This is a genomic window from Burkholderia sp. JKS000303 (assembly GCF_002563755.1).
Classification (GTDB): domain Bacteria; phylum Pseudomonadota; class Gammaproteobacteria; order Burkholderiales; family Burkholderiaceae; genus Burkholderia; species Burkholderia anthina_B.
The window spans coordinates 460456-476890 of the sequence record NZ_PDBZ01000004.1 but is presented as its reverse complement, the minus strand read 5'-3'; the positions used below and the strand labels follow the sequence as shown (position 1 = coordinate 476890).

The window sequence follows — 16435 nt, the reverse complement described above, 5'->3', positions numbered from 1 at the left end:
CGTCAGTCTCCGAGGAAGGCGACGATCAGGCGGTTCACGTCGGCAGCCGCCTCCATCTGCACCATGTGACCGCTGCCGGCGATCACCTCGACACGCACGCCGTCCGGCAAGCCCTGCGCGTGCTGCGCGGGAATCACCTGGTCGCGTTCGCCCCAGATCACGAGCGTGCGCGGCGCGAGCGACGCGACGCGGTCGCGGAACACGCGGCGCTGCGCGGCGCCGTCGAACGCGGCGTTCGCGATCTTCTCGAGCGCAGCCTGCACACCTTCGAGCCGCTTGTACTTGACGAGATCCTCGACCAGTTGCCGCGTGACGAGCGCGTTGTCCGCGAACAGCGCGCCGAGATGCGGCTTCAGCGTGTTGCGGCTGTTGCCGGCGACGAAACCGTCGATGTAGCCGCGGTTGATCTCGGCGCCGAGCCCGGCGCTCGCGATCAGCGTCAGCGACGCGACGCGCTGCGGCGCACGCTCGGCCGCCGCCATCGCGATCGCGCCGCCCATCGAGTGGCCGATCAGGTGCGCGCGCTCGATGTGTTGCGCGTCGAGCAGTGCGAGCACCGCGTCGGCCAGTTCGTCGAGGCTGCCGGTGTCGACCGCCTTGCCCGATTCGCCGTGGCCGGGCAAGTCGAGCGCCCATACGGGCCGGTGCGCGGCGAGCTCCGCATGGTTGAACAGCCAGTTGTTCAGGTCACCGCCGAAGCCATGAATCAGCACGGCGGGCGTGCCCGCGCCGTCGCCCAGCTTCAGGAACCGCACCGTGCGCCCGCCGATCTGCGCCTTCTCGGGCTGCGGGCCGGCCGCTTCGTCGGACGCCGCACTCGGCACGAAATCGCGCTGGAACTCGGCGATCGCCGCATCGATGTCGGCATCGCTCGCCTCGGCCGCGGCGACCACGCCGAGCAGCGCACCGACCGGCAGCGTCTCGCCTTCCTGCGCGACCTGCCGGCGCAGCGTGCCGTCGAACGCGCACTCGACGCCCGACGAGATCTTGTCGGTCTCGACGTCGAGCACTTCGTCGCCCTTCGTCACGCGCTCGCCGAGCGCCTTCAGCCAGCCGTTGACCTGGCCCTGCTCCATCGACAGCCCCCACTTGGGCATCGTGATCATGTGAATCGACATCGTGTTAGCTCCTCGTCTTCAGTACCGCCTGCGCGATCGCATCGGCGGACGGGATGTACAGGTCTTCCAGCACGCCGGCGAACGGCGTGGGCGTGTGCGGCGCGGTCACGAGTTCGATCGGCGCCTTGAGCGAATGGAATGCGCGCTGCGCGACGAGCGCGGCGATGTCGGTCGCGATCGAGCAGCGCGGGTTCGCTTCGTCGACGACCACCACGCGCCCGGTACGCTCCGCGCTTTCGAGGATCGTTTCCTCGTCGAGCGGCGACGTCGTGCGCAAGTCGATCACGTCGACCTGGATGCCGTCCTTCGCGAGCTTGGCGGCCGCGTCGGTCGCGAGATGCACCATCCGGCCGTAGGTGACAATGGTCGCGTCGTCGCCGTCGCGCACGATGTTCGCCTCGCCGAACGGAATCGCATAGGATTCCTCAGGCACGTCGCCTTCACGCGTATAGAGCAGCTTGTGTTCGAGGAAAATCACGGGATCGTTGTCGCGGATCGACTGGATCAGCAGCCCCTTCGCGTCATACGGCGTCGCCGGGCACACGACCTTCAGCCCCGGGATGTGCGTAAACAACGACGTGAGCATCTGCGAGTGCTGCGCGGCCGCGCGCAGGCCGGCGCCGTACATCGCGCGGATCACGACCGGCGTCACCGCCTTGCCGCCGAACATGTAGCGGAATTTCGCGGCCTGGTTGAAGATCTGGTCGAAGCACACGCCCATGAAGTCGATGAACATCAGTTCCGCGACGGGCCGCATCCCGCACGCAGCCGCGCCGACCGCCGCGCCGATGTAGCCGCCTTCTGACAGCGGCGTATCGAGCACGCGGCCCGGAAACTTGTGGAACAGCCCCTTCGTCACGCCGAGTACGCCGCCCCACGCGTCGTCCTCGCCCGGCGCACCCGCGCCGCCCGCGTTGTCCTCGCCCATCACGATCACGCTGTCGTCGCGCGCCATTTCCTGCGCGAGCGCCTCGTTGATCGCCTGCGAATAAGTGATCTTCCTTGCCATGTCTGTCTCCTGGAATGTTCGGTTTGCCGTACCGGCGGCTGGGTCAGATCGCGCTCACGGGTACGACACGTACACGTCGGCCAGCAGGTCAGCCGCATCGGGCAGCGGCGCGGCCTTCGCCTGCGCGACCGCGTCGTCGATCAGCGCCTTCACCTGCGCGTCGACCGCGCGCAGCTCGTCGGTCGTCAGCGCTTCGGCGCGCACGACGCGCGTCTCGAAATGCTTCAGGCAGTCCTTCTCGTCGCGCAGCTTCTGCACTTCGCCCGGCGCACGATAGGTCTGCGCATCGCCTTCGAAGTGGCCGAAATAGCGCGTGAACTTGACTTCGACGAGCGTCGGGCCGCCGCCGTTGCGCGCGCGTGCGACCGCTTCGCCAAGCGCCTCGTGCACCGCGAAGAAGTCGAAGCCGTCGACGATCACGCCGGGCATCCCGAAGCCGTTCGCGCGATCGGCGATGTTGTCGGTCGCGACCGACCAGCTCGACGACGTCGCTTCCGCATAGCCGTTGTTTTCGGCCACGAAAATCGCCGGCAACCGCCACACCGACGCGAGGTTCATCGATTCGAAGATCACGCCCTGGTTCGACGCGCCGTCGCCGAAGAAGCACACGCCGACGCCGCCCGTCTTCTTGTGCTTGGCCGCGAGCGCCGCGCCGCACACGAGCGGGCCGCCCGCGCCGACGATCCCGTTCGCGCCGAGCATCCCCATCGCCAGGTCGGCGATGTGCATCGAGCCGCCCTTGCCGTGGCAGACGCCCGTCTTCTTGCCGTAGATCTCGGCCATCATCCCGTGCACGTCGACGCCTTTCGCGATGCAATGGCCGTGGCCGCGGTGCGTGGTGGCGACGTAGTCCTCGAGGCCGAGGTGCAGCATCGTGCCGACCGCGGATGCCTCTTCGCCCGCGTACAGGTGAACGAAGCCGGGGATTTCTCCGGTTGCGAACTCGACGTGCAGGCGCTCCTCGAATTCGCGGATCGTGCGCATCAGCCGATAGGCGTCCAGCAGCTTGTCCCTGCTGAGCTGTGTCGAAACGGTCATGTGTGTCTCCTGGGTAGGTCTGACTGCGAATGCCGCCGCGGCAACGCCCCGGCGACGGATTGCACGGCCTGCGGCCGTCAGTGGAACGTAAAGCCGCCGTCGACGTTCACGGCCTGGCCGGTCACGTTGTCCATCGTCGCGAAGAACAGCGCGAGCCGGCCCATGTCCTCCGGGGTCTGCGCGCGACCCTGCGGAATCAGCGTGAGCTGGTGCCGCTGCCACGACGCCTCGACCGATTCGCCGTCGGTCTTCCATGCGTCGGACAGCCGGTCCCACATGTCGGTACGCACGATGCCGGGGCAGATCGCGTTGACCGTCACGCCGTCGCGCGCGAGTTCCTTCGCCAGCGCGTTCGTGAAGCCGACCACCGCGAATTTCGATGCGCTGTAGTGGGCGAGATTCGGAAACCCTTCCTTGCCGGCGATCGACGCGACGTTGATGATCCGGCCGCTGCGCTGCGCCTTCAGATGCGGGAGCGCCGCGCGGCAACCGAGGAACGTGCCCTTCGCATTCACGTCCATCACGAAATCCCAGTCGCGTTCGGTCAACGCGTCGACCGGATGAATGCTGATCACGCCCGCGCAATTCACGAGGATGTCGAGCCGGCCCAGCTCGGCGAGCGCCTGCGCGACCATCGTGTCGACCTGGGCGGCCTGCGTGACGTCGACCTTCGCGACCGCCGCGCGCCGGCCGAGCGCGCGCACCTCGCGGGCGGTCGCGTCGAGCGCGTCGTCGAGCAGATCCGCGAGCAGGATGTCGGCGCCCGCGCCTGCGAGCGTCAGCGCAATGCCGCGGCCGATGCCGCGCGCGGCGCCGGTGACGATGGCGACCTGTCCTTCGAGAACGGCTGTCATGGCGATGTCTCCTTGTCGATTGACTGGAATGGAAGCGATGCGTCGTCGAAAAAACGGGGGGTCAGGTGCGCCACGCGCCGGCATCGCGCAGCAACTGCCGCGACGACGCGTAACGCAGCGTGCGGCCGACGTCGACCGTCAGCGGCCCCCGCCAGTCGAGCGCGATCTCGTAGCGATCGCCGCGCGCGACCTCGATCTCGCGTTCGCCGTCGAACGCGAGCGTGCCGTGCTCGAACGGGATGGTCTGCCACGCACCCGGTTCGAGCCGCTCGCAACTACGCATCACGACGCGATCGACGCGGCCCGGGGCGATCGGTGCGACGAGCGGTGTGCCGGCCGTCTTGCCGTCGGTGGCAAAACGCATCGCGAGCCCGTGCGTCGCGCTGCGCTCGAGCGGTGCCCACGCGCCGCCGAGCGCGGACAGGCCGATGCCGTCCGGTTCCGCGAACGTCAGGTAGAGCGTGTCGATGTCGTCCGGGCCCGAGATCGCCCGTGCGCCGATGAAGCGCTGGCGCGCCGCGCACACGTCGACCAGCGCGATCTCCTCGCGTCCCGCGTTCGAACCGGCCGTACAGCGCACGACGAGCCGCTTGTTGCGCGTGAACGCGACGTCGGCCGGCACGGCGCCGGTCGCGACAAGCCCGGCCGCAACGCCTGCGACCGTCGCCTCGCGATGTTCGGGAAACGCGTTGTTGGTGCCGGTGGACAACGCGACGAGCGGCGTCGCGCCGCAATGCGCGGCGACCGCGCGATGCGTGCCGTCGCCGCCGAGCACGGCGATCAGCGCGACTTCCATCCGGCGCATGTAGGCGGCGCCGGCTTGCGTATCGGCGACCGTATCGGAGATCGGCAGGTCGATGAATTCGACTTCGGGCCAGCGCTCGTGGGGTGCGACCGCGCGATGCGTATCGAGCGCACGCATCAGCAGCGTCGCGATGCCCGTCTTGTCGCGCAACGTCAGGACGCGCTCGACGCCCATCGCGCCGAGGCCGGCGAGCAGGCGCACGACCATGTTGGCCTTTTCCGCCGTCGGGAACACGGATGCATGCGTCGTCAGACGGCGAATGTCGCGCCCCGATGCGGGGTTCGCGATCACGCCGACAGTCACGGGCGTCGTCACGGGCTTGTCTCCATCCAGTGGGCCGGCGCGCGCACATTGGCTCGCGCGCCGGTCCTGCATGTGTCGTCCGCCGTCATCGAGAACAGCGGATCGTCGTCGCCGACGCGATTGCGCCGGGCTTGCCGGTGATATCTGCAAGCGGCGTGCCACCGTGTGCACAACGACCGTGAAACCCGCGTGCGGACTGGCTCGGCGGCGGTGCGCAGGCTCGACATGGGCCGCCATGACGGGCGTACGCGTCGCGAAACGGCGCGTGCGTCTCACGGCGTCGATCTCGCGGCGCGCATGTTTCGGCTGCGTGGCGCGCGCCCCGATCTACCCGGCAAGCCGCGCGGATCGAGGCACGGCGCGCGCCACCGGGATCCGGGCGGCAATCACACGCGGCTCGCCGATGCGTCTCAGCCCCGCGCGACCCGTTGAGATGCCGCTGAGACGAACGTCTCAGGCGCCGCGCATGCTGCGATGCAATGTGATCCGCCGAAGCGGATGTGCTACAAGAACAGCGAATCCCCCGCCGTACGGAACCGGAGCCGACCATGCCCTACGCCGTCCCCCAGGCCCAGCACGCCGACCGTGTGCTCGGCGCGCTCGCCGGGCGCCTGCCCGCACCGGCCGACTCCTCGCGCCTCGTGTCGTCGTGGCAGCGCTCGCTCGAGCGCTATGCGCTCGACCCTGCGTCGTCGATCGGCCCGCGCGTGCTGACCGCGGCCGAGCTGCGCGAGGTGCGCGACAAGGAGGATGCGTTCCTGCGCGCGTCGGGCCAGTGCCTGACGCGCCTGCACGACATGATTCGCGTGGCCGACTATTGCGTGATGCTGACCGACGCGCACGGCGTGACGATCGACTACCGGATCGACCGCGAACGCCGCAACGACTTCCGTCATGCGGGCCTGCACATCGGCTCGTGCTGGTCGGAGAGCGAGGAAGGCACGTGCGGCGTCGCAAGCGTGCTGACCGATCTCGCGCCGATCACCGTGCACAAGACCGACCACTTTCGCGCGGCGTTCACCACGCTCACCTGCAGCGCGGCCCCGATCTTCTCGCCGGGCGGCGAACTGATCGGCGTGCTCGATGCATCGGCCGTCCAGTCGCCGGACAACCGCGACAGCCAGCGCCTCGTGTACCAGCTCGTGCGGCAAAGTGCCGGGCTGATCGAGGACGGCTATTTCGTGCACAGCACCGCGCAGCACTGGATATTGTTCGGGCATCCGAATCGTCACTACGTCGAGGCGCAGCCCGAATGGCTGATCGCGTTCGACGAATGCGGCAACATCGTCGCCGCGAACCGCCAGGCACGCGACGCGTTGCCGGCGCTGCGCGAGCCGCGCCACATCGACGAGATCTTCGACGCGACCGAGATGCCGCTGCGCGATGCCGCGCGGCTCGACACGATCATCGCGCTGCGGCTGCGCGCAACCGGCGCCCCGCTCTATGCACGGCTGCGCGCGCCGCTACGGCGTGCCGGCCGCGAAACCGGCACGGCACGGGCCGCCCCGGCATCGCGCCGCCCCGGCACCGCGCAGCGCCACGTCGGTGCGCTCACGCCGTTCCTGCACAGCAGCGACGCACGCATCGCGCAGCAGGCCGAACTCGCGCTGCGCGTCGCGAGCAAGCGGCTGCCGATTCTCGTGCTTGGCGAAACCGGTGCGGGCAAGGAAGTGTTCGCCCGCGCGATCCACGACGCCGGTGCGCGACGCGCACGGCCGTTCGTCGCGGTCAACTGCGGTGCGCTGCCCGAGGCGCTGATCGAAAGCGAACTGTTCGGCTATGCGGCCGGCGCATTTACCGGTGCGCGCAAGCACGGCGCACGCGGCAAGATCGCGCTCGCCGACGGCGGCACGCTGTTTCTCGATGAAATCGGCGACATGCCGCTCGCGCTGCAGACGCGCCTGTTGCGCGTGCTCGCCGACGGCGAAGTCGTGCCGCTCGGCAGCGACACGCCCGTGCGCGTCGATCTGGACGTGATCTGCGCAACGCACCGCGATCTCGGACAGATGGTCGCCGACGGCACGTTCCGCGAAGATCTGTATTACCGGCTGAGCGGCGCGACGTTCGAGCTGCCGCCGCTGCGCGAGCGCACGGACGTGGGCGACGTGATCGCCACGGTGTTCGCGGAAGAAGCGCAGGCGACCGGCCACGTGCTCACGCTCGACCCGGCGCTCGCCGGGCAACTCGCCGCGTACCCGTGGCCCGGCAACGTGCGGCAACTGCGCAACGTGCTGCGCTATGCGTGCGCGGTGTGCGACGCCGCACGCGTGACGCGGCGCGACCTGCCGGCCGATCTCGCCGCGCAGCTCGGCGGCGGCCCGGCCGGCGCGCTGCCGGACGACGAGCGCGGCCGCATCGTCGCGGCGCTCACCACGCATCGCTGGCGCCCCGATGCAGCGGCCCAGGCGCTCGGCATTTCGCGTGCGACGCTGTACCGGCGCATCGCGAAGCACCGGATCGTCGCGCCGCACCGCATCTGATGCACGCGACGCATCACGCCGCGTGCGCAACCGCTTCGGTCGCGCCGTTGTCCGTGGCGAGCGCTTCATCGCGCCGGGAAAAAACCTCGTGCGCGGCAAACAGCGCATTCAGCGCGGCCGGGAAACCCGCGTAGACGGCCATCTGCATGAACACCTCGACGATCTCGTCGCGTGTGCAGCCGACGTTCAGCGCTGCCTCGATGTGTACCTTGAGTTGCGGCTGCGCATTGCCGAGTGCCGCCAGCGCGGCGATCGTCGCGATCTCTCGCGCTTTGAGATCGAGCTGCGGCCGGCTGTAGATGTCGCCGAAACCGAATTCGACGAGCAGCCGCCCGAAATCGGGCGCGATCGGCGCGAGCGCCGCGATCACGCGTTCGCCCACTTCGCCGTCGATTTCCTTCAGTTTGTTCCAGCCGCGCGCATAGCGATCGTCAACGAGTCGTTCCATGATGTCCGTCCTGCTCCGATGATGAATGGGAAGTGTTCGCCCGTCGTTCCGTCTCGCGTTCCTGCGTCTCGTAGTACGTGATCTTGTCGCCGATCGCGTCGAGGCTCGCCTGCAGCTCCTCGATATGCGCGCGCACCGCATCGCGATGCGCGGCCAGCAACCGTCGGCGCGCGCCGAACGTCGACTCGCCTTGCGCGCGCAATGCCGCGAACTGCTGCATCTGCGCGATCGGCATGCCGGTTGCTTTCAGACGCATCACGAAGGCAAGCCAGTCGAGATCGGCCGGCGCATAGAGCCGGTGTCCGGCCGTCGTGCGCGAAATCGCGCGCAGCAGCCCGGCCTGCTCGTAGTACCGCAACGTGTGCGTCGACACGCCCGTCAGTTCGGCGACTTGCCCGATCGTCAGCGGGCCGGCAGAGGAAGGTGTGGATACGGTTTTCGACATGGCAGGAGCAAGGTTAGGAGTTAGAGTTCACTCTAAGTCAAGCGTTGCCGAACGACCAGCGCGTCATTTTTTGCGGCCAACGCATCAGGCACCGCCAGACACCGTCGGACACCGTAAAGAATGGTCAAAATCGCGGCCCGGCAGCGCGTTCCGTCTTTACAGCGACGCAAGCCTTCAGCAAGATTCGGACAGCTTGTCTTAAAAAGGGCACGCATTTGTCCTATGCTTAACGGCGACGCTCGGACAGGTGTCGCCCCGCCGTCCGCTGCAACCGCCATTCATCCGTCGGAACCTGGGAGCCTTTGCCATGCTGAAAAAGCTGCTGATGCTGTTCGTCGCGCTGTCGCTGTCACTCGCCGCCGGTCTTGCCGCGGCCGTCGAAGTCAACACGGCCGACCAGGCCGCGCTCGAATCGGTGAAGGGTCTCGGGCCCGTGAAGTCGAAGGCGATCATCGACGAACGCACCAAGAACGGCCCGTTCAAGGACGCGGACGATCTCGCGAATCGCGTGAAGGGCCTCGGCACGAAGTCAGTCGGGCATCTCGAGGAAAACGGCCTGACGATCGGCGGCTCGGCGACGCCGCCCAAGGGCGTGAAGCTGTCGAAGCCAGCCGCGACGACCTCGGCCACTACCACCAGCACGACGCCGGCAGGCACTGCGACGACGTCAACGACCGCGACGGCCGGTACGCCGGCCGCAAGCGCGCCGGAAGCGGCCACCAAGCCGGCCAAGAGCAAGCGAGCATCGAAGAAGGAAAAGGCGGCCGCAGCCGCGGCGGCATCCGCCGACGCGGGCGCGAGTGCGCCGGCCGCAACGTCGTCCACGAAGGCGACGAAGGGTTCGAAGAAGAAGAGCAAGAAGGACAAGGCAGCCTCCGCCGCCGCGGCGTCGGGCGCCTGATGTGCGCCGCGCGCGCGACGGCGTGCGCGCGGTATTCGTTCAACGGGCGCCGTCGTTACGGCGCCCTTTTCAGTGAAGGTGAAGAACCATGGGTCTCCTCGACATCGTTGGCGGTCTGATCGGCGGCCAGGCCGGCGGCAACTCGCAAAGCGCGCTCATCACGACCGCGCTCGAATTCATCAACAACCAGCCGGGCGGCCTGAACGGGCTGATCGAGAAGTTCAAGGCCGGCGGCGCCGGCGACGTGATCGGCTCGTGGGTCGGCAACGGCCAGAACCAGCCGATCGCGCCGGACGCGCTGCAGAACGTGCTCGGCTCGGACGCGATCGGCGCGCTGGCGAGCAAGTTCGGCGTCGATCCGTCGATGGCATCGACCGTCCTCGCGCAAGTGCTGCCGCACGTCGTCAACCACGCGACGCCGGACGGCACGGTGCCGGCCGACGGCCAGGCACAGATCGACCCGTCGAACGTGCTCGGCTCGCTGTCGCAGCTCGCCGGCATGTTCGGCGGCAACAAGCAGGGCTGAGCGCACCGCGCACGCCGTCCGGAGCAGCCGCTTCATCCGTTTCGGCCGCTCCATATGCAAACACCCCGCCTGAGCGGGGTGTTTGTTTTTGCGCGCCCGGCGCGAACCGGGCGCGCGGCCGATGACCGGCGATCAGTGCACGACGCGGTAGAACACGAACTTGCCGTCGCTGATGTCGACCGGGATCACGTCCTTCGGACCGAAGCGGCCCGCGAGGATCAGCTTCGCGACCGGGTTCTCGATCTCCTGCTGGATCGCGCGCTTCAGCGGCCGCGCACCGAACAGCGGATCGTAGCCGACCTTGCCGATCTGCTCGAGCGCCGCCGGCGACACGTCGAGCGCCATGTCGAGCTTCGCGAGCCGGTCGTGCAGGCGGGCGAGCTGGATCTTCGCGATCGACTCGATGTTGCTGCGGTCGAGCGCATGGAACACCACGACATCGTCGATCCGGTTCAGGAATTCCGGACGGAAGTGCTGCTTCACTTCGAGCCACACGGCGTCCTTGATCTCTTCCTGCGGCGCCCCCGTCATCGCCTGGATCACCTGCGAGCCAAGGTTCGACGTCATCACGATCACCGTGTTCTTGAAGTCGACCGTGCGCCCCTGCCCGTCGGTCATGCGACCATCGTCGAGCACCTGCAGCAGCACGTTGAACACGTCCGGATGCGCCTTCTCGATCTCGTCGAGAAGAATCACGCTGTACGGTTTGCGGCGCACGGCTTCCGTCAGGTAGCCGCCTTCCTCGTAACCGACGTAGCCCGGCGGCGCGCCGATCAGTCGCGCGACGCTGTGCTTCTCCATGAACTCGCTCATGTCGATGCGGATCAGGTGCTCTTCCGAATCGAACAGGAACGACGCCAGCGCCTTGCACAGCTCGGTCTTGCCGACACCCGTCGGGCCGAGGAACAGGAACGAGCCGTACGGACGGTTCGGATCGGCGAGACCCGCGCGCGAACGACGGATCGCATCGGCGACCGCACTGATCGCCTCATGCTGGCCGACCACGCGCTCGTGCAGCTTTTCCTCGATATGCAGCAGCTTCTCGCGTTCGCCCTGCATCATCCGCGACACCGGAATCCCGGTTGAGCGCGACACGACTTCCGCGATTTCTTCCGCACCGACCTGCGTGCGCAGCAGCCGCGGACGCGTCGGGTTGTGCTGCTCCTGCTCTTCCGCCTGCGTGACCTGCTTCAGTTGCGACTCGAGTTGCGGCAGCTTCCCGTACTGCAGCTCGGCGACCTTCTCCAGCTTGCCGTCACGCTGCAGACGCGCGATGTCGGCGCGCACCTTCTCGATCTCTTCCTTCAACTGCGCGCTGCCCTGCACCGCGGCCTTCTCGGCGGTCCAGATCTCCTCGAGGTCCGCATACTCGCGGCCGAGGCGCTCGATCTCTTCCTCGATCAGCTGCAGGCGCTTCTGCGACGCTTCGTCCTGCTCCTTCTTCACGGCCTCGCGCTCGATCTTCAACTGGATCAGACGACGGTCGAGCTTGTCCATCTCTTCGGGCTTCGAATCGATTTCCATCTTGATCTTCGATGCAGCCTCGTCGATCAGGTCGATCGCCTTGTCGGGCAGGAAGCGGTCCGTGATGTAACGGTGCGACAGCTCGGCCGCGGCGACGATCGCCGGGTCGGTGATGTCGACGCCGTGGTGCAGTTCGTACTTCTCCTGCAACCCGCGCAGGATCGCGATCGTCGCCTCGACGCTCGGCTCGTCGACGAGCACCTTCTGGAAGCGGCGCTCGAGCGCGGCGTCCTTCTCGATGTACTTGCGGTATTCGTCGAGCGTGGTCGCGCCGATGCAATGCAGCTCGCCGCGCGACAGCGCAGGCTTGAGCATGTTGCCCGCATCCATCGCACCTTCGGCCTTGCCGGCGCCGACCATCGTGTGGATCTCGTCGATGAACACGATCGTCCGGCCTTCGTCCTTCGCGATGTCGTTGAGCACCGCCTTCAGGCGCTCCTCGAACTCGCCGCGATACTTCGCGCCCGCGAGCAGCGCGGCCATGTCGAGCGACAGCACGCGCTTGCCCTTCAGCGTCTCGGGCACTTCGCCGTTGACGATCCGCTGCGCGAGCCCTTCGACGATCGCGGTCTTGCCGACGCCCGGCTCGCCGATCAGCACCGGGTTGTTCTTGGTGCGGCGCTGCAGGATCTGGATCGAGCGACGGATTTCGTCGTCGCGGCCGATCACCGGATCGAGCTTGCCCGCACGGGCGCGCTCGGTCAGGTCGACCGTGTACTTCTTCAGCGCTTCACGCTGGCTTTCCGCATCCTGGCTGTGCACCTGCGAGCCGCCGCGCACCGCGGCGATCGCGGCTTCGAGCGCCTTGCGCGTGAGGCCGTGCTGGCGCGCCAGCTTGCCGGCTTCGCCCTTGTCGTCGGACGCGGCGAGCAGGAACATCTCGCTCGCGATGAACGTGTCGTTGAGCTTCTGCGCTTCCTTGTCGGCCTGGTTCAGCAGTCCGGCCAACTCACGGCCGATCTGGATGTCACCGCCCGTGCCCGTGACTTGCGGCAGGCGCGAAATCGCCTCGTTCAGCGCGCCTTGCAGCGCCTGCACGTGAACACCCGCGCGCGACATCAGCGAGCGGGCCGAGCCGTCCTGCTGCGCGACGAGTGCCGCCAGCACGTGAACGGGTTCGATGTATTGATTGTCGCGGCCTGCCGCAAGGCTTTGCGCGTCCGCGAGTGCTTCCTGGAACTTGGTGGTGAGCTTGTCGATTCTCATTTGGTCGAGACCTCCAATTTTCGATTAACACCAAGATGAGGATGGTTATGCGGGTTTCAAGCGAAATTCGGGTTGATTCAGCGCAAAAAACGAAGGGCGGAGGTGCAGCAGCCTGCCGGCCGGATGATGGTGCGCAGCGCGCGCGTCAGCCTGCTTTCGACGGCGACCCGGCGGACGCAGGCGCGTCGGATTCCGATGACTCGGCACGCACGAGCGCGATCGGCCGAATACCGAGCAACGCGGCGAGCGGCGACGCGGGTGCCGACAGCTCGCCGAGCGTATGACGGTCGAGTTCGGCGAAGAACGCATCGCGCGCGGCCGCCAGCACGCCCTTCAGCCGGCACTGCGGTTCGATCACGCAGCCGCGCGACTCGCCCTCGTCGGCAGAAAAGCAGCCGACCAGCGCGAAATCGCTCTCGGTCGCACGCACGACCTGGCCGACCGTCAGCGCCAGCGATTCGGGGAAGAGCCGCAGCCCGCCGTTGCGGCCGCGAACCGTGTCGACCCAGCCGAGCTCGCCGAGCTGCTGCACGACTTTCATCAGATGGTTCTTCGAGATGCCGTAGGCGTCCGAGATCTCCTGGATCGTCGCGAGCCCCTCGTCGCGCACGGCAAGGTACAGCATCACGCGCAGCGAATAGTCGGTGTAGTCGGTGAGTCTCATGAGCGAATACGGAAAATTGTCGATCGTGCCCCGATTATGCGGCCCGGGTCACCGGGAACGTGCGCCGGGTGGGCTTTTGACGGCCACCTGACGAGCCCGGGTTGCCCGGATGGCCCGCGCGCAATAAGATGTATGGAATATGCACATTTTTCAGGCCTTGGTGGACGCTATTTTGCGTCAAAATCCTGTCGGCGTCCTGCGCATCGGCCGCACCTGCGTCATGCCGACGCGTCGCCGATGCCCACCCAGGCCCGCCAATACCCCGATATTCCCGGCCTTTCCTGTCATGACTGCCCTGCCCGCCTCGCCCGATACCGCACCGGCCCGCCCCCGCGACGCGGAACCGACCGAAGACAACATCCACGACCTCGTCTACGCGTTCTACGACCGCGTCCGCGTCGACCCGCTGCTCGGGCCCGTATTCGACGCGAAGCTGAACGGCCGCTGGGACGATCATCTGCCGAAGATGGTCAGCTTCTGGTCGAGCCTCGTGCTCGGCACCAAGGGCTATCGCGGCAACGTGCAGCAGGCGCACCAGCCGCTCGACGGGATCGAGCCCGCGCACTTCAGCCGCTGGCTGTCGCTGTTCCTGAAGACCGTCGAGGCGCGCTACACGCCGCCTGCGGCGATCCGCTTCATGGAACCCGCGCTGAGGATCGCGCAAAGCCTGCAGTTGAGCCGCTTCGGCTGGGACTATCAGATTCCGCCCGAGCAGCAGGCGCTGCTCGATGCGATCGCGCCGCGCCGCCGCGACGGCGACGACGACGCGCATGCTCTGCCGTCACGCGCCCGCGGCGAGCCGTTTCCGACGAAGATCATCGGGCGCAGCACCGATCCGGACGCGTAACGCAGCCATCCGGCGCCTGCGGCACATCGCCGCAACGAGGGCGCCGCGCGCTCAACGCGGCGGCGTGTTGCCCGATTCGACGCCCCAGCGCGCCAGCGCGGCGTCGTCGGTCGTGCGGGCATCGACCCAGCGCTCGCCATCCGGCGTCGTTTCCTTCTTCCAGAACGGCGCCTCGGTCTTCAGATAGTCCATCACGAACTCGCACGACGCGAACGCATCGCCGCGATGCGACGCGACCGTCGCGACCATCACGATCTGGTCGAGCGGCAACAGCCGGCCAACCCGGTGCACGATCGCGACGTCGATGCCGGGCCAGCGCCGGCCAGCCTCGGCGGCGATCTTCTCGAGTGCCTTCTCGGTCATCCCCGGATAGTGCTCGAGCTCCATCGCGGCGACCGAGTCGCCTTCGTTCAGGTCGCGCACCGTGCCGACGAAGCATGCGACCGCGCCGATCTTCGGGTTGCGCGCCCGCAGCGCCGCCACTTCGGCGTTCAGGTCGAAATCGTCGGTCTGGACTCGTACCGTAGCCATCGCAAGCCCCTCAGCCGCCCGTCACCGGCGGAAAGAACGCGACCTCGCAGCCGTCGGTGAGGCGCGTGTCGGGGTCGGTCATCTCGTGGTTGCACGCCATGCGCAACGCGCGCCCTTCGGCGAGCGTCTCGGCCCAAGCGCCGCCGCGCAGGCGCAGCCATGCGCGCACGTCGCCGACGGTCGTCACGCCGTCCGGCACGTCGGCCTGTTCGTCGGACACGCCCAGCGCCTCGCGCACGCTTGCAAAGAATTTCAGTTGAATCTTCATGGATCGGGAGGCCGTCGCGTTACGACAGCAGTTCGGAAAACGGAATGAAACGCACGGTCTCGCCGGCGCTGATCGCGTGCTGCGGCGGATTGTCGATCAGGCCGTCGCCCCAGACCGTCGACGTCAACACCGCCGAGCTCTGGTTCGGGAACAGATCGAGGCCGCCGGCCGCATTGACGCGCGCGCGCAGGAATTCGTTGCGCCGGTCGCCCTTGCTCTGCGAGAAGTCCGCGCGCAGCGACAGCGCGCGCGGCGCGACGTCGCGCACGCCGGACAGGCGCAGCAGGAACGGCCGCACGAACAGCAGGAACGTGACGAAGCTCGACACCGGATTGCCGGGCAGCCCGACGAAGTGCGCATCGGGCCGCTCGTCGCCGCGGCGCACCGCGCCGAACGCGAGCGGCTTGCCGGGCTTCATCGCGATCTGCCACAGCGCGAGCCGCCCTTCGGCCTCGACGGCCGGCTTCACGTGATCCTCGTCGCCGACCGACACGCCGCCGCTCGTCAGGATCACGTCGTGATCGCGCGCGGCCTCGCGCAGCGTGTCGCGCGTCGCCGCGAGCGAATCGGGCACGATCCCGTAGTCGGTCACGTAGCAGCCGAGCCGCTCCAGCAGCCCGCGCAGCGTGAAGCGGTTCGAGTTGTAGATCGCACCGGGCTTCAGCGGCTCGCCGGGCATCGTCAGTTCGTCGCCGGTGAAGAACACCGCGACGCGGATCCGCCGCGCGACCGACAGCTGCGCGCAGCCGACCGATGCGGCCAGGCCGAGCGCCTGCGGCGTGAGGCGCGTGCCGGCCGGCAGGATCACCGAACCCAGGCGGATGTCCGCGCCTTGCGCGGTGATCCATTCACCGGCTTTCGGCGTGTGCAGGATCTCGACCGCGTCGCCGTCGGCCGATGTCTGCTCCTGCATCACGACGGCGTCGGCGCCCGGCGGCACCGTCGCGCCGGTGAAGATCCGCGCGGCCGTGCCCGCGTCGAGCGGCGCGGCCGGATGGCCGGCCGGAATCCGCTGCGACACCGGCAGACGCCGGTCGCCGTGCAACAGATCGGCGACGCGCACCGCGTAGCCGTCCATCGCGCTCGTATGCATCGGCGGCACGTCGAGCGGCGAGCTCACGTCTGCCGCCAGCACGCGGCCGAGCGCGTCGAGCGTCGCGACGGTTTCGGCGCCGGGCAGCGGTTTCGCGGCATCGAGCAGTGCGGCGAGCGCTTCGGCGGTCGACAGCATCGGCGCGCGGGGCGCCACGGAATTCGGGTTTGACATCGATGGAATCGGGGATCGTTGGAGTCAATACGTCATTGTAGCGACGCCGTCGCGCGCACGCGCAATATGGCCGACATGCGAAAACTGTGATCGGCGCGAATGTGCGGCGCTGATCCTTGTTTCATGGCGCGCCGGGCGGCCGCCGCGCCACCAAGCAAAACGGCCGGAACCCCGATCCGTTCGACGAATCGGCATTCCGGC

At 68.0% G+C, this 16435-nt stretch carries 16 protein-coding genes; 4 read left to right on the top strand and 12 right to left on the bottom strand.

The genetic code is table 11. The annotated features are described in order from the left end of the window. Window positions 1–2: 2 nt before the first annotated feature. The 5 genes from BX604_RS35460 to BX604_RS35440 form a co-directional block, all read right to left on the bottom strand. The gene (locus BX604_RS35460; RefSeq protein WP_098556216.1) at window positions 3–1118 is read right to left on the bottom strand and encodes an acetoin dehydrogenase dihydrolipoyllysine-residue acetyltransferase subunit; all 1116 of its coding nucleotides are present in this window, start codon (window positions 1116–1118) and stop codon (window positions 3–5) included. A 4-nt stretch (window positions 1119–1122) separates the two neighbouring features. Beyond that, entirely contained in the window at window positions 1123–2127 is a 1005-nt protein-coding gene (locus BX604_RS35455) for an alpha-ketoacid dehydrogenase subunit beta (protein WP_098556214.1), read from the bottom strand. 54 nt (window positions 2128–2181) lie between these two features. Continuing rightward, window positions 2182–3165, bottom strand: a complete 984-nt coding sequence (locus BX604_RS35450) for a thiamine pyrophosphate-dependent dehydrogenase E1 component subunit alpha (RefSeq protein WP_098556211.1) — start codon at window positions 3163–3165, stop codon at window positions 2182–2184. Window positions 3166–3242: 77 nt separating this feature from the next. Continuing rightward, entirely contained in the window at window positions 3243–4019 is a 777-nt protein-coding gene (locus BX604_RS35445) for an SDR family NAD(P)-dependent oxidoreductase (protein ID WP_098556209.1), read from the bottom strand. A gap of 61 nt (window positions 4020–4080) precedes the next feature. Then, the gene (locus tag BX604_RS35440) at window positions 4081–5139 is read right to left on the bottom strand and encodes an ATP-NAD kinase family protein (RefSeq protein WP_098556574.1); all 1059 of its coding nucleotides are present in this window, start codon (window positions 5137–5139) and stop codon (window positions 4081–4083) included. A 536-nt stretch (window positions 5140–5675) separates the two neighbouring features. On the opposite strand from BX604_RS35440, the gene BX604_RS35435 reads away from it, so the two are divergent. Next, window positions 5676–7607 (top strand): sigma-54-dependent Fis family transcriptional regulator, encoded by a 1932-nt coding sequence (locus tag BX604_RS35435; RefSeq protein WP_098556204.1) that lies wholly within the window; start codon window positions 5676–5678, stop codon window positions 7605–7607. Window positions 7608–7620: 13 nt separating this feature from the next. Here BX604_RS35435 and BX604_RS35430 read toward each other — a convergent pair whose 3' ends face one another. Then, entirely contained in the window at window positions 7621–8055 is a 435-nt protein-coding gene (locus BX604_RS35430) for a carboxymuconolactone decarboxylase family protein (protein WP_179894947.1), read from the bottom strand. After that, window positions 8039–8500, bottom strand: a complete 462-nt coding sequence (locus BX604_RS35425; RefSeq protein WP_098556202.1) for a MerR family transcriptional regulator — start codon at window positions 8498–8500, stop codon at window positions 8039–8041. The genes BX604_RS35430 and BX604_RS35425 overlap by 17 nt, the downstream gene beginning before the upstream one ends. Before the next feature lie 307 nt (window positions 8501–8807). Between BX604_RS35425 and BX604_RS35420 the strand changes: the two genes are divergently transcribed. Next, entirely contained in the window at window positions 8808–9401 is a 594-nt protein-coding gene (locus BX604_RS35420) for a ComEA family DNA-binding protein (RefSeq protein ID WP_098556200.1), read from the top strand. Between the two features lie 88 nt (window positions 9402–9489). Then, complete coding sequence (locus BX604_RS35415; protein ID WP_098556198.1) at window positions 9490–9927, top strand: YidB family protein; 438 nt, start codon at window positions 9490–9492, stop codon at window positions 9925–9927. A 132-nt stretch (window positions 9928–10059) separates the two neighbouring features. On the opposite strand, the gene clpB is transcribed toward BX604_RS35415, so the two are convergent. Together clpB and BX604_RS35405 are read right to left on the bottom strand one after the other, a co-directional pair. Then, window positions 10060–12657 carry an ATP-dependent chaperone ClpB gene (gene clpB / locus BX604_RS35410; RefSeq protein ID WP_098556195.1) on the bottom strand — a complete coding sequence of 866 codons (2598 nt, stop codon included), beginning with the start codon at window positions 12655–12657 and terminating at the stop codon, window positions 10060–10062. A 145-nt stretch (window positions 12658–12802) separates the two neighbouring features. Further along, window positions 12803–13321, bottom strand: a complete 519-nt coding sequence (locus tag BX604_RS35405) for an Rrf2 family transcriptional regulator (protein WP_098556192.1) — start codon at window positions 13319–13321, stop codon at window positions 12803–12805. A 286-nt stretch (window positions 13322–13607) separates the two neighbouring features. Here BX604_RS35405 and BX604_RS35400 point away from each other — a divergent pair, with 286 nt between their 5' ends. After that, on the top strand, window positions 13608–14168 hold the full coding sequence (locus BX604_RS35400; RefSeq protein WP_098556189.1) for a group III truncated hemoglobin: 561 nt from the start codon (window positions 13608–13610) through the stop codon (window positions 14166–14168). 51 nt (window positions 14169–14219) lie between these two features. Here BX604_RS35400 and BX604_RS35395 read toward each other — a convergent pair whose 3' ends face one another. The 3 genes from BX604_RS35395 to BX604_RS35385 are packed head-to-tail and all read right to left on the bottom strand — an operon-like array spanning window position 14220 to window position 16234. After that, complete coding sequence (locus BX604_RS35395; protein WP_098556187.1) at window positions 14220–14699, bottom strand: molybdenum cofactor biosynthesis protein MoaE; 480 nt, start codon at window positions 14697–14699, stop codon at window positions 14220–14222. Between the two features lie 10 nt (window positions 14700–14709). Continuing rightward, a complete protein-coding gene (gene moaD, locus BX604_RS35390; RefSeq protein WP_006758354.1) occupies window positions 14710–14967 on the bottom strand; it encodes a molybdopterin converting factor subunit 1 in 258 nt (85 codons plus the stop codon). 19 nt (window positions 14968–14986) lie between these two features. Further along, on the bottom strand, window positions 14987–16234 hold the full coding sequence (locus tag BX604_RS35385; RefSeq protein ID WP_098556184.1) for a molybdopterin molybdotransferase MoeA: 1248 nt from the start codon (window positions 16232–16234) through the stop codon (window positions 14987–14989). Window positions 16235–16435: the final 201 nt, after the last annotated feature.